The sequence below is a fragment of the Rhizobium sp. IBUN genome (genome assembly GCF_000510625.1).
In the GTDB taxonomy this organism is placed as follows: Bacteria; Pseudomonadota; Alphaproteobacteria; order Rhizobiales; family Rhizobiaceae; genus Rhizobium; species Rhizobium altiplani.
Genome location: NZ_AZNV01000021.1, coordinates 1 through 15,298, shown reverse-complemented (window position 1 = coordinate 15,298; position 15,298 = coordinate 1). Strand labels below are relative to the sequence as shown.

At 59.3% G+C, this 15,298-nt stretch carries 17 protein-coding genes; 11 read left to right on the top strand and 6 right to left on the bottom strand.

Going from position 1 to position 15,298, the window contains the following annotated elements; all coding sequences use genetic code 11:
• Positions 1-298: 298 nt before the first annotated feature.
• The 10 genes from RHIBUN_RS0118970 (at position 299) to RHIBUN_RS0118925 (ending at position 9,440) form a co-directional block, all read left to right on the top strand.
• Positions 299-1,252: a C45 family autoproteolytic acyltransferase/hydolase gene (locus RHIBUN_RS0118970; protein WP_025660765.1), complete on the top strand. Its 954-nt coding sequence runs from the start codon at positions 299-301 to the stop codon at positions 1,250-1,252.
• A gap of 281 nt (positions 1,253-1,533) precedes the next feature.
• Positions 1,534-1,803 carry a hypothetical protein gene (locus RHIBUN_RS0118965; protein WP_156932724.1) on the top strand — a complete coding sequence of 90 codons (270 nt, stop codon included), beginning with the start codon at positions 1,534-1,536 and terminating at the stop codon, positions 1,801-1,803.
• A 338-nt stretch (positions 1,804-2,141) separates the two neighbouring features.
• Complete coding sequence (locus RHIBUN_RS0118960; protein WP_025660763.1) at positions 2,142-2,372, top strand: helix-turn-helix transcriptional regulator; 231 nt, start codon at positions 2,142-2,144, stop codon at positions 2,370-2,372.
• On the top strand, positions 2,369-3,613 hold the full coding sequence (locus RHIBUN_RS0118955; RefSeq protein ID WP_025660762.1) for a type II toxin-antitoxin system HipA family toxin: 1,245 nt from the start codon (positions 2,369-2,371) through the stop codon (positions 3,611-3,613). The genes RHIBUN_RS0118960 and RHIBUN_RS0118955 overlap by 4 nt, the downstream gene beginning before the upstream one ends.
• Positions 3,614-4,401: 788 nt before the next feature.
• On the top strand, positions 4,402-5,028 hold the full coding sequence (locus tag RHIBUN_RS0118950) for a c-type cytochrome (protein WP_245271691.1): 627 nt from the start codon (positions 4,402-4,404) through the stop codon (positions 5,026-5,028).
• Complete coding sequence (locus tag RHIBUN_RS0118945; protein WP_025660760.1) at positions 5,025-6,284, top strand: cytochrome c; 1,260 nt, start codon at positions 5,025-5,027, stop codon at positions 6,282-6,284. Before RHIBUN_RS0118950 ends, RHIBUN_RS0118945 begins: the two co-directional genes overlap by 4 nt.
• A gap of 7 nt (positions 6,285-6,291) precedes the next feature.
• Positions 6,292-6,459 carry a hypothetical protein gene (locus RHIBUN_RS36880; RefSeq protein ID WP_018856232.1) on the top strand — a complete coding sequence of 56 codons (168 nt, stop codon included), beginning with the start codon at positions 6,292-6,294 and terminating at the stop codon, positions 6,457-6,459.
• Complete coding sequence (locus RHIBUN_RS0118935; RefSeq protein ID WP_025660759.1) at positions 6,459-7,016, top strand: cytochrome c oxidase subunit II; 558 nt, start codon at positions 6,459-6,461, stop codon at positions 7,014-7,016. Before RHIBUN_RS36880 ends, RHIBUN_RS0118935 begins: the two co-directional genes overlap by 1 nt.
• Entirely contained in the window at positions 7,006-8,628 is a 1,623-nt protein-coding gene (locus RHIBUN_RS0118930; protein ID WP_025660758.1) for a b(o/a)3-type cytochrome-c oxidase subunit 1, read from the top strand. The genes RHIBUN_RS0118935 and RHIBUN_RS0118930 overlap by 11 nt, the downstream gene beginning before the upstream one ends.
• Positions 8,628-9,440, top strand: a complete 813-nt coding sequence (locus tag RHIBUN_RS0118925) for a c-type cytochrome (RefSeq protein ID WP_025660757.1) — start codon at positions 8,628-8,630, stop codon at positions 9,438-9,440. Before RHIBUN_RS0118930 ends, RHIBUN_RS0118925 begins: the two co-directional genes overlap by 1 nt.
• Before the next feature lie 256 nt (positions 9,441-9,696).
• Here the strand turns inward: RHIBUN_RS0118925 and RHIBUN_RS0118920 are convergent, their stop codons facing one another.
• From RHIBUN_RS0118920 to napE, 6 genes are read right to left on the bottom strand one after another with little or no spacing between them, the layout of a single operon-like run.
• The gene (locus RHIBUN_RS0118920) at positions 9,697-10,407 is read right to left on the bottom strand and encodes a NapC/NirT family cytochrome c (protein ID WP_025660756.1); all 711 of its coding nucleotides are present in this window, start codon (positions 10,405-10,407) and stop codon (positions 9,697-9,699) included.
• Between the two features lie 8 nt (positions 10,408-10,415).
• The gene (locus tag RHIBUN_RS0118915) at positions 10,416-10,919 is read right to left on the bottom strand and encodes a nitrate reductase cytochrome c-type subunit (protein ID WP_037089420.1); all 504 of its coding nucleotides are present in this window, start codon (positions 10,917-10,919) and stop codon (positions 10,416-10,418) included.
• A complete protein-coding gene (napA, locus tag RHIBUN_RS0118910; protein ID WP_025660755.1) occupies positions 10,886-13,393 on the bottom strand; it encodes a periplasmic nitrate reductase subunit alpha in 2,508 nt (835 codons plus the stop codon). The genes RHIBUN_RS0118915 and napA overlap by 34 nt, the downstream gene beginning before the upstream one ends.
• A complete protein-coding gene (locus RHIBUN_RS0118905) occupies positions 13,368-13,655 on the bottom strand; it encodes a chaperone NapD (protein ID WP_025660754.1) in 288 nt (95 codons plus the stop codon). Before RHIBUN_RS0118905 ends, napA begins: the two co-directional genes overlap by 26 nt.
• Entirely contained in the window at positions 13,648-14,148 is a 501-nt protein-coding gene (locus RHIBUN_RS35475) for a ferredoxin-type protein NapF (RefSeq protein WP_084659737.1), read from the bottom strand. Before RHIBUN_RS35475 ends, RHIBUN_RS0118905 begins: the two co-directional genes overlap by 8 nt.
• 7 nt (positions 14,149-14,155) lie before the next feature.
• Entirely contained in the window at positions 14,156-14,350 is a 195-nt protein-coding gene (napE, locus tag RHIBUN_RS0118895; protein WP_025660752.1) for a periplasmic nitrate reductase, NapE protein, read from the bottom strand.
• A gap of 263 nt (positions 14,351-14,613) precedes the next feature.
• On the opposite strand from napE, the gene petA reads away from it, so the two are divergent.
• Positions 14,614-15,189, top strand: coding sequence for a ubiquinol-cytochrome c reductase iron-sulfur subunit (gene petA, locus RHIBUN_RS0118890; protein WP_025660751.1), 576 nt, complete (start codon positions 14,614-14,616; stop codon positions 15,187-15,189).
• The last annotated feature ends 109 nt before the right edge of the window (positions 15,190-15,298 follow it).

The following is a 15,298-nucleotide window of genomic DNA, read 5'->3' as shown; positions in this document are numbered from 1 at the left end:
CGTCGCCGGCGACCTTTTAAAGGCGGAACCGACGCCACCCTCGAACAGCTCGGCAATGAGGCCGCCAATCTTCAACCGGGCCACGAATCAATCGCCTCATCTGTGATATCCGCCCAAAATCCTCCTTTCCAATTGTAGCGGCGCGCGACCAGGCAACCGGGCCTGGCGGGTGCAGCCTGAACTTGAACCGGGTGACTACGCCGAGTTGCCGCCGCAGCAGAGCCGAACGATCGGTTGTTGTTTAGAGCAATAGAGCGACGTAGCCGCACCGCTTGCAGCGGGTTACAATAGCTGCACAATGTTCAAGAGATTTCTCATGGAACGGGAAGATCGCCCCGGAAAGGCTTGGCTTTCCCGGTTCGTTGCTGGGCGAGCGGAAGCAGAACGATGGTATTTCGGCCATCAAGTATCACCGACGCCAACGGCGAAGGATTGCCGCGCGGCCTTGGTGAATTACATGCCGAAATTGACGCTCCACTACGACCGCGCGTGCGACCTCGTTGGCGACGATGACGTGGCGCATCGAATGCTCAGTCACTTCCGTCCTGCGCCAGAACGCCACGGCTGCAGTCAGGCCGTCTGGTTGGGAAGAGGAGGGCCAGCCCTCATCCGCAATTTCGATTACCCACCCGATATTGTTTCGGAACGATTTGAGATCACAGCCTGGTCGGGAATGCGGGTGATCTGCAAGGCGCAGCGGCCCTGGGGAGGCTGTGTCGATGGTATGAACGAGGACGGACTTGTCGCCAGTGTCACCCTTGGCGGCAGCCGTGCTCAAGGACTTGGCTTCTCGATCATTTTGATCATCCGCTACATCCTCGAAACTTGCCACGATGTAAGTCAGGCGGTGGCGACGCTCTGCCGAATACCAGTAGCGCTCCCACAAAACGTGACCGTCCTCGACCGTTCAGGGCACTACGCCACAGTGCTGCTCGCTCCCCACCAGCGGCCGATAGTTACAAGGTTGAAGGCCTGCACGAACCATCAGCGAACCGCCAGGCCCTCATCGTCATCATTGGCGCGCCAGCATCTGATTCAGCAGGCGATCGATGATCCAACCATGACACTCTCGCGACTGACCGATCTATTTCTTTTACCGCCGTTGTATTCCAGGAACGGTTCCTTTCCGACGCTTTACACTGCCGTCTACCGCCCCGTGGAAGGGAGAGTGGACTATATCTGGCCCGGCAAGCGCTGGTCCCAAGGTTTCGAGGATTTCGAAGAAGACGAATATATGCACAGTTATGGCTAGACTAGCCACTCACTCCTTCCACATTGATAGTTCTGCCACCGAACAATCAGCAGCAGTCGCCAACACTCTCGGCGGATATATCGTGTCTAAATTCGCGCGTATCGACGGCAATGGCTGGCGTGTTGGCGAGGAGACTGACCGAGTGGGCTTCGCAAGTGCGCGCTGCTCCGTCCATAAGCTTGCCAGCTCCAGGATCTTGCCGCCGGCGGTCGAGGTGTCGTTCGCCTTCTTCCACTTCGTGTCGCAGGTCGCGGCGTACCGACGTGCGGAGGAGCACGTTGTTGCCCGTCTGCAAGAGCTGGGATGCTCGCCGTGGCGGGAAATTTTCGCAAGTTCTCGGAAGGGGCCTATCGGAAGATCCTGGCGACATTGACGTTCTGGCGTGGCACTTGGATGGCCGTGTCATGCTCTTGGAATGCGAAGATCTTCAGTTTGCTAAAACGCCAAGCGAGATTGCAAAGCAGTTATCAAAATTCCGCGGCAAAACCGACGAGAAAGGGCGGCCGGATTTGTTGGCCAGGCATTTTGAAGCGCGTAAGGCTGACAAATGAGCATAAAGCGGCATTCAGCGCTCACTTGAAGCTTGGCGAAACCATAGTGGACGGTGCGCTTGTGTTTGCACATACAGTACCAATGAGCTTCGCGGCGGACCAAATTGCGCATGCCGTAACTCTCTTGACCTATGATCGACTAGAAGAATTTTGTCGGTTCAATCCATGAGACGCGAAAGCGATCAAGTTCTTGGACCGTCAGTTAGCTGCGTGAGCATATTCCCGTTCGGGAAATTTGTGAGTATTTTCCGCGCTAACTTGGATTGTTTTCCCGATCGGGAAAATTTTCTCGACAACGCAGCAAATATGCTGCTATCTTCCCGATCGGGAAATTCAAGATGGCGAAACAGGTCAGAAGTCCAGCCGATATCGGCGCCTTGGTCAGGACAGCACGCAAGGAGCAAAACCTGCGGCAGGACGAGCTTGCCGGCGTTGCCGGAGTTGGCCTGCGGTTCATTGTCGATCTTGAAGCCGGCAAGCCGACAGCACAGATTGGGAAAGTGTTGCAAGTTCTGCAGACGCTTGGTTGTTCCATCGATATCTTAGAACCTGGTGAGCGCAGACGATGATGACGAAGGTTCTCAGCGTATGGTGGGACAATCGTGTCGTTGGCCAGTTTACCCAGGACAGGCACGGCGATATTGCCTTTCAGTACGCGGAGGCATGGCTTGGCGACCAGACTACGCCGCCACTTTCCGCCTCTTTACCGAAGCGGCCGGAACAGTTCTCGCGCCGTGAGTGCCGCCCATTTTTCGGGGGGCTTCTCCCCGAAGAAAGCCAGCGCCTGGTTGCGGCACAGGCTTTGGGCGTTTCACCTGGCAATGACTTCGCGCTTCTCGATCGTTTGGGCGGCGACGTTGCCGGCGCGCTACAGTTGCTGCCGGAAGGCGAAGTTCCGCCTGATGCAACGATGAATGCTGGAAACCAGCCGACGCCTCTGGATAACGCCGGGATCGTTCGAATATTGGACGCCCTTCCGAACAGGCCGCTATTGGCCGGCGAGGAGGGATTGAGGCTATCCTTGGCTGGCGCGCAATCGAAGGTCCCTGTTGTTGTCGTAGATGGCCAGATTGCTCTCCCACTGCCGGGGCAGCCGACCACGCACATCCTGAAGCCGCCAATAGCGCGCTTTAAAGGGACGACTGAAAACGAAGCATTTGTGATGAGCCTTGCCGCCGAGATAGGCCTCGACGTTGCGTCTGTCGAAGCAAGGTCTGTGGAGGGCCGTCCATTTCTCTTGGTCGAGCGGTATGACCGCGTGCGGGATAACCTCGGCATCATGCGCCGCATCCATCAGGAAGACTTTTGTCAGGCGCTCGGTGTGCCACCGGAAAGCAAATATGCCAGCGAAGGCGGGCCGACTTTCAAGGACTGCTTCGAGCTGCTGCGGCGCGTATCGGCAAGGCCTGCAACTGATATCGCTAAACTCTTGGACGCAGCAATTTTCAATCTGATTGTCGGAAATGCCGACGCTCATGGCAAGAATTATTCGATCCTCTACGACAGCCAGGGGCCGAGAATGGCGCCGTTGTATGATTTGCTTTCCACGGTAGCCTATCCTGACCTTTCGCCAAAGATGGCGATGAGAATCGGCAAGCGGGCAAACATTGCCGAGATAGACGCCGAAGGATGGCGGATATTCGCGAAAGACGTCGGAGTTGGCCTTGCTCTGGTTCGTCGACGTGTATCCGAACTGTGCGGCGCAATCATGCAGGAGAGTGGCGAATCTCGCATCATGTCCGTTGATGCTATCGAGATCAGTAAAATCGTAAATAATCGCGCTAAGCTTGTATGTCGGACTATCGGTTAGCTTCCAATTTCGGTACGAAGATAGGTGTAATCATGTTTTCACATGCCACCAAGGGTTACACCACGGCCAATCCCGCGACAGGAATAGCGCCGGGACCTCGCTTCATGTTCCCCATCATCGATACGACCGCGTTCTGAAGATCACTTTTTTCGAGCTGTTCCAGCGCTTCCTTCCTGCATTGGAACCGTATTCGTCCCGCTTCATGTGCTGCTCCCGGAGAGGTCGAAGCACCGACCCGCACGTCCGGTCGATTGAGGAAGTCGCATCAGCCTGTCGAGATCGTTTCACGCGTGTCGGAAACCCGCCAGGCAGCAATGCGAAATCAAATTCAACCAAAGCTTGGACTTATCCATCAAATCGTCAGGGCGACCGTCGGTCGGCGTGGTTACATTGCGCAGAACGCTTGCGAGCGCATCAACATGAAGCGCTGCCGAGGCACCGGTGGAACGCGTCTTCGGGGTACGCCGTGTCGTCAACTACATCTCTACGGCTTGCCATCTTGGCAGCCGTGCCGAAGCGCGGCTTCGTTGGCAAAGTCAGCTAAAGAAACTCTGCCTTTAAGCGACAAAAATACTTTGACCAAGTCCTTTGGTTAGCCGACCGACCGCCCACTGAAAAGCTATACCTCGGCACACTTGACAGGCGCCTTCGCGCGATATCCTATCGCATCACGATTTTTAAGTGCGATGCTGTGGGGGGCGCTGGTGTTCGTACGAGGGGTTTTCCTTGCAAGCTGTCTAAGCCTCCTGGGCGCGGTGGCGTCTGCGGAGGAGACCTATCCTCCGGACATGGCTGACCGTGTCCAGGCCTGTACACCCTGTCACGGGGAGCAGGGGAAGGGCACCAACGATCCGTATTTCCCACGGCTTGCGGGCAAGCCCGCCGGATATCTCTACAACCAGCTGGAAGCGTTCAAATCGGGCAGGCGGAAATATCCGCCAATGAACTATCTCCTCGCGTTCCTGACGGACGACTATCTGCGGCAGTTTGCGGCATATTTCGCCGATCAGCGGCCGGCGCTTCCCGAGAAGCCGCCAACCGATGCCAGCGCGGCAGCCCTTGATCACGGGCACGCGCTTGTGACGCAGGGCGACCTGGACCGCTCTATTCCGGCCTGCGTAAGCTGTCACGGCGGCTCCCTGACTGGCCAGGAGCCTGGTATTCCCGGCCTCCTCGGTTTGCGCGCCAGTTACATTAGTGCTCAGCTCGGAGGATGGCGCTATGGAACACGCACGGCCACTGCGCCCGACTGCATGCAGCTCGTCGCGGGACGTTTGACGGAAGACGATGTTCGAGCCGTCGCAGCTTATCTCGCCAATCAGGCTCAGCCCGCCGATCCTGCGCCATCTGCCGCCGGCTCTTATTCGTTGCCCTTTGCGTGCGGCAGCCAGCCCGAGAAGGGGAGGACGCCATGAGCGCGCGTTTTCGAATATCAACCGCTCTTGTCGTGTCATCGATGTTGGCGATAGCCGCAACGCTGGTGCCGGCTGCCGCACAGTCGCCGCAATCGGGCGATGTCGTCAAAAAGGGAGAGTATCTGGCGCGAGCCGGGGACTGCGTCGCATGCCATACGGCGCCCGAGGGCAAATTATTTGCTGGGGGGCGTTCGATGCCCACGCCTTTCGGCACGTTGTATACTTCGAACATCACGCCCGACGCCGAAACGGGCATTGGAAAATGGTCGGCCGACGATTTCTACAAGACGATGCACAGCGGGAGATTCCCGGACGGCGGTCTCCTCTATCCCGCGATGCCTTTCGGCTCCTACACAAAGGTCACGCGGGACGACAGCGATGCGATCTTCGCCTATTTGAAGACGATTCCGCCGGTGCGCCAGACGAACCGGCCGCATGACTTGCAATTCCCGTATAACAACAGGTCTCTGATCCTTGGTTGGCGAACCCTTTTCTTCAACGAGGGTGAATTCAAACAGGATCCAAAACAGTCTGACGAGTGGAACCGGGGCGCCTATCTCGTGGAGGGGCTCGGCCACTGTGCCATGTGCCATTCGCCCATCAACGCACTCGGTGGGAGCCGCGAATCCGAAGCATTTCAGGGCGGCTTGATTCCGATGCAGGACTGGTATGCTCCATCTTTGACATCGAACAAGGAAGCTGGTTTGGGCGACTGGTCGATCGAGGAGATCTCGGATCTTTTGCAGAAGGGAATATCGACGCGCGGAGCGGTCTACGGGCCGATGGCCGAGGTCGTGTACAACAGTCTTCAGTACATGACCGACGAGGACACGCGCGCGATGGCCGTCTATCTGAAAAGCATCGCGCAGGATGAACCTTCCCCGCCAAAACCTTCCGTCAGGACCGAAGAAGCAAGCCTCCTCATCAGTCTCGGGAAGACCGTCTATGACAAGCACTGCGCGAGCTGTCATGGGGCTGAGGGCGAAGGAAAGCCTCCTCATTACCCGCCGCTAGCCGGAAACCAGTCGATCCAGATGGAATCGGCCGTAAATGGTATTCGCATGGTTCTTAACGGCGGATATCCGCCGGCTACCGCCAAGAACCCCATGCCGCATGGCATGCCGCCATTTGCCGTCACGCTTTCCGATGACGAGGTCGCCGCGGTAGCATCATATATCAGGACGGCATGGGGCAACCGTGGCACCCCGGTCAGCGCCGCCGAGGCGAACAAGCTTCGATCTGCTCCACTGCAATGAGGACGACATGATCAATCCTGACGAGCCTGCCCATATCCCCGACGACCGGATGGTCGAACGCATTGTCGCTGAAGGGCCACGAGGAGCAGTTGTTGTGGCCGGGATTGCGACCGCCGCCGTCGTTGCAATGTGGGTCTTGTTTTATCTGCTTGTGTTCGTGCCCCGGAGTGTCTGATGAGCGATGTTCACAACGAAGCGGCGGCGGTCGCTGAACGCGTCGAACGGCGCTGGGCGACCGTTGCGATCTTGATTATTGTGTTTTTGGCGGGGATGGCGGCGTTCGCCGGGATACATCAGACGACCATGCCGCAGACAGCAGTCGAAACCATCGACCCGACCACGATCCATCTCCAGGGCGAGTTCATTGAATCCAATCTGGGCAGCGCGGTTGAGCAGGATGGCTCCGTGACGGTAAGGGCGATCGGCCAGCAGTATTCGTTCTCCCCGCCCTGCATCGTCGTTCCAACTCAGACCCCGGTTACCTTCAGGGCCACCAGCGCCGACGTCGTGCATGGCTTCCTCATCCAGGGCACCAACATCAACACGATGCTTGTTCCTGGTTACGTATCGGTTCAGAAGGCCAGCTTCGACCAACCCGGTGAACACCTCATGCCATGCCAGGAGTTCTGCAGTGTTGGCCACGAAGGCATGTGGGCGAAAGTGAAGGCCGTCGACAAGCAGCAGTTCCTTTCGGAAATTGCGGACAAGAGGAGGCTTTCCTGTGCTCCATAATCGCAGGCTAATTCTGGCGCACTTCTGGCTCGCCTTCGCGACCTTTGGCCTTGCCCTGCCGCTCGGCGCCTGGCAGATGTACGTCCGCAGTCCGCTCTCCCCCTGGATCAGCAATCCTGAATGGTATTACCGTTCCCTGACCGCTCATGGCACGGTGATGGGTTATGTGTTCCCAACGCTCGTCGCAATGGCCTTCGGCTATGCGATCAGCGAGGCTTCCCTGAAACAGGCCCTCGTTGGAGTCCGCTGGGCCTGGACTGGTTTTTGGCTGATTGCGGTCGGCGCTGTTATCGCGATGATCCCCGTGTCCCTTGGTCGGGCGTCAGTGCTTTACACCTTCTACCCGCCTTTGATCGGAAGCGCGCTCTACTATATCGGCGTTGTGATGGTCGTTGTCGGCTCCTGGATCTGGGTGGCTCTCATGTCCATCAATCTAAGGGTTTGGAAAAGGGCCAATCCGGGCGCACCAGTGCCACTCGCCATGTTTGCGAACGTGGCCGGCTCGTATCTATGGGCATGGACCGCCGTCGGCGCCGCCCTGGAGCTACTGCTGCAAATCATCCCGGTTGCACTCGGGTTCAAATCGACGATCGACGCCGGACTTGCGCGCGTGTTCTTCTCGTGGACATTGCACGCAATCGTCTATTTCTGGCTCATGCCGACCTATATCGCCTACTACACGATCGTTCCGCGGGCGATCGGCGGTCGCGTCTTCAGCGACAGCATGGCGCGTATCTCGTTCATACTTTTTCTCGTGGTTGCCATGCCGATCGGCATCCACCACGCCTTCGCCGACCCTCAGGTCGGTGCAGGTTTCAAGTTCATCCATTCCACTTTCACCGCCCTGGTCGCACTTCCAACGCTGCTGACCGTCTTCACCATACTGGCGTCTGTGGAAATCGCGGCGCGTGCGCGAGGTGGCAGAGGCGCCTTCGGCTGGCTGACAGCGCTCCCCTGGCGCAACCCCATGATGCTGGCGGTGACGTTCTCCTTCATCATGCTCGGCTTCGGCGGGGCCGGGGGGCTCATAAACATGAGCTACCAGCTCGACGCGTCGATCCACAACACACAGTGGATCACCGGACACTTTCATCTCATTTTCGGCGGCGCGATCGTCATAATGTATTTCGCCATCGCTTATGACCTGTGGCCCCATCTGACGGGACGTCCTCTCGTCAGCCTTGGTCTGGTCAGGCTCCAGCTCTGGCTCTGGTTCATCGGAATGATCGTGACGACTTTTCCCTGGCACTATGTCGGGATCCTCGGCATGCCGCGCCGGATGTCCTTCTTCGACTATACGGATCCGGCGCTTGCGAACGAGGCGGTTTCGGTCGTGCTCTCGGCAATTGGCGGGTTCATTCTCGTTGCCTCGGGTATTCTTTTCCTTGTCGTTCTTATCCGCTCGCATCTCGCTTCGCCGAGCCAGCCGGAGGAGTATCGGTTCGCGCTGGCCGTCCATCCTACCACGAGAGTTCCTGCTGCCCTGAACAGCTACGGTCTTTGGGTTGGCCTGATGGTAGCACTGACGATCACGAACTATGGATATCCGATCCTTCAACTTGCCATACGCAATGACACCTCCGTGCCAGCGGTATATGTGGGAGAAAGGTGATGAACGGCGACAGGCTGACCAGCTTTCGGAACCGGTGGACGCTGACCAGCGTCTTCGTCACAGCCGCAATCTTCGTTGTCGCCGCGCTATTGGGCTTTGTGCTGCTTCCGCGCCTTGACGCAAGGGAGCAGGTGGTGGGCTTATGGGATACCATCTGCCGGGCCGCCGGGCTGCCGCAGCGCGGAGAAGCTTCTGAACCCGTGCAGCCAGGTTACAAGACGTCTCTTGTGAAGATTGCAACCGCAGTTTCGCGAACTCGCAACGAGGAGGCGATAGGCAGAGGAGCCACGCTTGCGCAGCAGTGCGCCATCTGTCACGGCCCCACAGGCATAAGCCGCGCAGACTCCCCGAATCTGGCCGGCCAGTATGCGAGCGTGGTCTATAAGCAGCTTCGCGACTTCAAGGACGGCGTTCGTGTCAACGCTGTCATGAGCCCGTTCACGGCGAAACTGACCGAGCGGGACATGCAGGACCTTGCCGCATACTACGCCTTCTTGCCGCGACTGCCGGGCTTTCATCCCGCCGGGGCCAATCCGGCCCCGCGCATCGTGATCAGCGGCGCGCCAACAAGAGGAATCGCGCCCTGTGGTTCGTGTCATGGCACTATTGAAAACAAGCTGGGCAGTCCGTGGCTCGAGGGCCAGTCCGAACTTTACCTCAAGACCCAGCTCCAGGCCTTCGTATCTGGCTCGCGGCAGAACGACATCAGCAGTCAGATGCGCAACGTTGCGCGCGCGATGACGCCCGAAGAGATTGAAGAGGCAGGCCGGTACTATGCAAACCAGCCGCCGCCCTATCTGTCCACCGAATGAACCGATCCGTCGCAGTGTCGTCAAAATGCCGGGGCTTCGAACGGTGCTTGAATGGCGACTGTCATCTCGTTCGATCGCGCCCGTGTGGTTACACGCCACGTGAAGAAGAACGACCGATAAAACATTTCCTCTCACGGGGGAGGGCGAGGTTCTCACCGCGATCGTGTTCGGCTGTCAGTCACTCGGCGGAAGGCGGTCTCATCCACTTGCCGTCCTTCCAATGAATGGCCACTTCGCGTGCGGTTTCCGCGGCAGATCAATCAACCATCTGCGAGGAGGCGGATCCATGCGCTCTGGCTATGGCATCCTGCAGATCCTCGATCGGCGTCGATCTCGTCATCGCATTGCCTTCCAGCTCTTTCGGCATCTTCCAGCCGGGGTCGACGCCTTCCATGTTTGGAAGCTCATGTGCGATCCCTTTGTGGCAGTCGATACAGGTTGCCTGTCCAGATAGCAGATATCGGGTGTGAATCTCGGCAGCGCGCTGCGTCTGCTTCTGCAGATCCATTGCCACCGCGGTGTGGCAGTTGCGGCATTCCAGGCTGTCGTTGGCCTTCATACGCGCCCATTCGTGCTGTGCCAACTCCAACCGCTTCTCCAGGAATTTGGGCCGCGTATTGATCGTGCCGAATATCTTGCCCCACACCTCCTTGGATGCCTGCATCTTGCGAGCGATCTTGTCGGTCCATTGATGCGGCACGTGACAGTCCGGACAGGTAGCCCTGACGCCTGAGCGGTTCGAGAAGTGAATCGTGCGAGACAGTTCCTGGTAAACATTGTCATGCATCTCATGACAGGAGGTACAGAACTTCTCGGTATTGGTGAGTTCCAGCGCCGTATTGAACGCGCCCCAGAACATCACGCCGCCAATGAAACCGCCGAGCGTCAGCACGCCGAGCCCAATCGTGGCCGCCGGCGTCGTCAGGATCGACCAGGCCCAGACAATCGCTTTCCTGATCCATGAGATCATCGGCGTCACTCGCTTCCGGCAGGCTTGACGCCCATTTCGCTCATATCCCTGAACAGGTTGTTCACCAGCGGACGCACATCCGCCTGCGGCACGTGGCAGGCGGTACAGAAGTAGCGACGGGGCGAGACATCCGCGAGCATCTGGCCATCACGGGTCATGTAGTGTGTCACGCTGATCATCGGCGCACCGGAGTCCTGGGTGAACTCGCGTTTGTGGCAGGAAAGGCATCGGTTCGCGTTCACCGAGAGCTCGTATCCCTCGATCGAATGAGGGATCACTGGCGGCTGGTCGGGATAGGCGCGCATCCTGCGGCGGTCGTCCACGATCCACTTCGGCAGTGGCGCCGCCGGGCCGATCGCCATCGACGGCACTCGCCCAACCAGTTGCGGTGCCGTTTCCGGCAATACCTGGGCAATCGTGGCCGTCGCGACGAAAAGCAGAATACCCGCCGTGACCAGCATCCAATCAGGCCGCCTCAAATGGCGACGGGGAGAATCTTGACCGCGCATTTTTTGAAATCCGTCTGTTTTGAGATGGGATCGGTGGCGTCGAGAGTAACCTTGTTGATTAGTTGGCTTGCGTCGAACCAGGGAACGAAGATGACGCCGGGCGGCATGCGGTTTCGCCCGCGCGTCTCGACACGCGACCGGATCTCGCCGCGACGTGACACAATCCGCACTTCCGCACCCTGGTTGATGCCTCGCTTGCGGGCGTCCTCCGCGTTCATGAATACCCGTGCACCCGGGAATGCCTTGAAGAGCTCGGGAACGCGCAACGTCATTGAACCCGAATGCCAGTGTTCCAGCACGCGGCCAGTCACCAGCCAGACGTCAAACTCATCATCCGGGGCCTCCGCCGGCGGCTCGTAGGGGACGGCCAGGATGACCGCCTTGCCGTCCGGCTGGCCGTAGAAGTTCACGCCTTCGCCAGGTTTCACGAAAGGATCAAAGCCCTCGCGATAGCGCCACAGCGTCTCCTGGCCGTTGACCACCGGCCAACGCAGCCCGCGCACCTCGTGGTACATGTTGAAGGGTGCGAGATCGTGGCCGTGTCCGCGCCCGAAGGTGGCATATTCCTCAAACAGGCCTTTCTGAATGTAGAAGCCAAAGGCCTTCGCTTCCTGATTGTCGTAGTCGGCATTGAGTTCGCTGAGGGGAAAGCGGTCGACCTCGCCATTGCGGAAGATTACGTCAAACAGGCTCTTGTCGCGATATTCCGGATTGGCGTCGAGGATATTGGCGGGCCAGACCTCGTCGGTCTTGAAGCGCTTGGAGAATTCCGCGATCTGCCAGAGGTCCGACCGTCCCTCTCCGGGGGCTTGGACAAGCTGGCGCCAGAGCTGGGTCCGGCGCTCGGCATTGCCGTAGCCGCCCTCTTTCTCAACCCACATCGCAGCCGGCAGGATCAGGTCGGCGCTCATCGCCGTGATTGTCGGATAGGCATCGGAGACGACGATGAAGTTTTCCGGGTTTCGGTATCCCTGCCAGGTCTCGTTGCTCGTGTTGGGTGCTGCCTGGATATTGTTGTTGACCTGCACCCAGTAGAAATTGAGCTTTCCATCCTTCAGCATGCGGTCCTGCTGAACGGCGTGGTAGCCCGGCTTTTCCGGGATGATGCCATGCGGGATGCGCCAGATTTCCTCCGCACGCTTGCGGTGCTCGGGATTGGTAACGGTCATGTCGGCCGGGAGGCGATGGGCAAAGGTGCCGACCTCGCGCGCGGTACCGCAGGCCGACGGCTGCCCGGTCAGTGAGAAGGGACTGTTGCCGGGTTCCGATATCTTACCCGTCAGCAGGTGGATGTTGTAGACCATCTGGTTCGCCCAGACGCCGCGCACATGCTGGTTGAAGCCCATCGTCCAGAGCGACATGACCTTGCGTTGCGGATCGGCGTAGAGTTCCGCCAACTGCTCCAGGAAGCCTGCATCAACGCCGCTCAGTTCAGCTGCCTTTTCCAGCGTGTACTCGGACACGAATTTCTTGAAGGCGGCAAAGTCAATTGGCTCCATCTTCGCCGGATCGGTCGCATTGGCAGCCTTCAATTCCAGCGGATTATCCGGCCTCAACCCGTAACCGATGTCGGTAACTCCGCGGGCGAACCGCGTATGCCGATCCACGAAGTCCTGGTTAACCCGCCCGGTCTGGATGATGTGGTTCGCGATGTAGTTGAGGATTGCCAGGTCCGACCCCGGCTTGAAGATCATCGGTATGTCCGCGAGATCCATGCTGCGATGGGTGAAAGTGGATAGAACCGCAACCCTGACATGCGGGTGGCCGAGACGGCGGTCGGCGACGCGGGTCCACAGGATCGGATGCATCTCCGCCATATTCGAGCCCCAGAGCACGAAGGCGTCAGCATGCTCGAAATCGTCATAGACGCCCATCGGCTCATCCATGCCGAAGGTGCGCATGAAGGCGTAGGCCGCCGAGGCCATGCAGTGGCGAGCGTTCGGATCGAGATTGTTGGAGCGCAGGCCGGCGCGCATCAGTTTCGTCGCCGCATAGCCCTCGAAGATCGTCCACTGGCCGGAGCCGAACATGCCGACTGCCGTCGGTCCCTTCTCCTTCAGCACCCTCTTGCATTGCTCGGCCATCACGTCGAACGCCTCGTCCCAGGTGATCGGTTCGAACTCTCCGTCCTTGGCATAGACGCCGTTACGCTTGCGCAAGAGCGGCGTCTTCAGCCGGTCCTCGCCGTACATGATCTTGGAAAGGAAATAGCCCTTGATGCAGTTCAGGCCGCGATTGACCTCGGCCTGCATGTCGCCATGGGTGGCGACTACCTTGCCATCCTTCACGCCGACCATCACGCCGCAGCCGGTGCCGCAGAAGCGGCAGGGTGCCTTGGACCATTTGATCTCGAGTGCCTCGACGCCACCTGGTACCGGCTGGGCGGCGGCGGGTAGTGCTATACCGGCGGTCGCCGCGGCGATGCCGGCGGCGTGGGCCTTCAGGATGTCACGCCGCGTCAGTGTTCCGGTCATCGCTTCGCATCTCCTCTGTCTCGACGTGCTCGAAAACCATGCTCGCCGTGATCACTCCCTCGAGGAGCGAAATGCGCGTCAGGCATTCGCCGAGCATGCCCGTATTCGTTCCCTCGATCACGACGACGATCTTGCCGCCGCCGTGGCCATAGACTTCGACATTCTCCATCCCGGCGATTGCAGCCAGGACGGCTTCGGTTCGCGCCGGCACCGTCGCGATCACCGCGCTGGAAATATGATAGCGCTGCGGCTGCTCAGACATCGGCGGCCTCGGCTTCGTGGGCCTGAAGGCCGATGGCGCTGACCGGGCATATGCTGATGCACGCGCCGCAACCGCTGCAGAGCGCTTCGTTCAGTTCCGGGACGAACGGGCCGCCCATTCGCGGGCGGAAGCGGATCGCTTGCTCGGGACAGCATTCGCCGCACGACTGGCAGGCGACGTGGCGCTTCGCGAGACAGTCGTCGCCGACAACCGCGACATGCGGGAAACGATCGGCGTTCACGGTCAAAAAGACGGGTTCGGGACAGACCGAGCTGCATTCGCCGCAGAAGGTGCATTCACCAAAAGCGAAATCGATCGATGGCATCCCGTCCGAAAGCCGGATGATGCCGGTCGGACATCGTTCGGCGCAAAGCCCGCACCCCGTGCACCCGTTGAGGCTTTCGGCCGTCGCCCCAGGAGGACAGATGCCGATGTTTCTCCTGGCAGGTCGGCCGAAAAACAACGCTCGACGTGAGATGGGCTCTGTCCGCATGACGCCCTCAATGACCCGCAGGCGGCCCCGGCGGGCCGTAAATGATCTGGAACATCCAGACGAGGAAACCGTATCCGCCGACGACGCCAACGGCAACGAGCGGCCAGATTCCAAACGCCAAAACGAGGAAAGCAAGGACCTCGACCCGCCGCCGTCCGCGGGGAGTGATTTCCTTCGGAGCTTTGTCGATCAAATCGGTCATGGCGGCTCCCCCACAGCAAAAACCGTAGCACACGTTTTTGGAGAAGCAAAGTCTCAATTGCACTTCCTCTTGCGTGCAAGGACCGTAGGAAAGTTGATCTGTTTTGCCGGGGCGGTCGGGCGAGCGGAGCGATCTTTGAGGGAGCGCAAATACCGGCAGCGCCCTTCGACCTATTTAGGTCATAATCGCTGTTCAGCCGCTTGCTTAAGCAAGGGGACGCCAGTCGGCGAAGCGATCGATCCAAGCGTCGAAAGGTCAAACGCGTGACAGACAGCACGAACCAGGAAGCCGCAAACGAGCCGACTCGCCGTGATTTCCTTTATCTCACCACAGGCATGGCGGGGGCGGTTGGGGCCGTTGCGGTTGCATGGCCGTTTATCGACCAGATGCGTCCGGATGCTTCGACGTTGGCGCTGGCCTCGATCGAGGTTGACGTTTCCAGCCTCGAGCCGGGAATGTCGCTGACGGCCAAGTGGCGCGGCAAGCCGATCTTCATCCGCAACCGTACGCCCGAGGAAGTGAAGGCTGCCGATGAGGTGCCGCTTTCCGACCTGAAGGACCCGGTGGCGCGCAACGCCAACCTGCCGTCCGACGCGCAGGCGACCGGCGTCGACCGTTCGGCCGGCAAGGACAAGGAAAACTGGATCGTCATGATCGGCTCGTGCACCCATCTCGGCTGCATCCCGCTCGGCCAGGCCGGCGAATACAATGGTTGGTTCTGTCCCTGCCATGGCTCGGTCTACGACACGGCCGGCCGCATCCGCAAAGGNCCGGCGCCGCAGAACCTGGCGATCCCGACCTATTCGTTCGTTTCCGATAAAGTAATCAAGATCGGTTGAGGGGGACTGATTTATGAGTGGCCATTCCAGCTACGAGCCATCAACCGGCCTTGAGAAGTGGATCGATGCGCGCCTGCCTTTGCCGCGCATGGTCTATGACAGTTTCGTC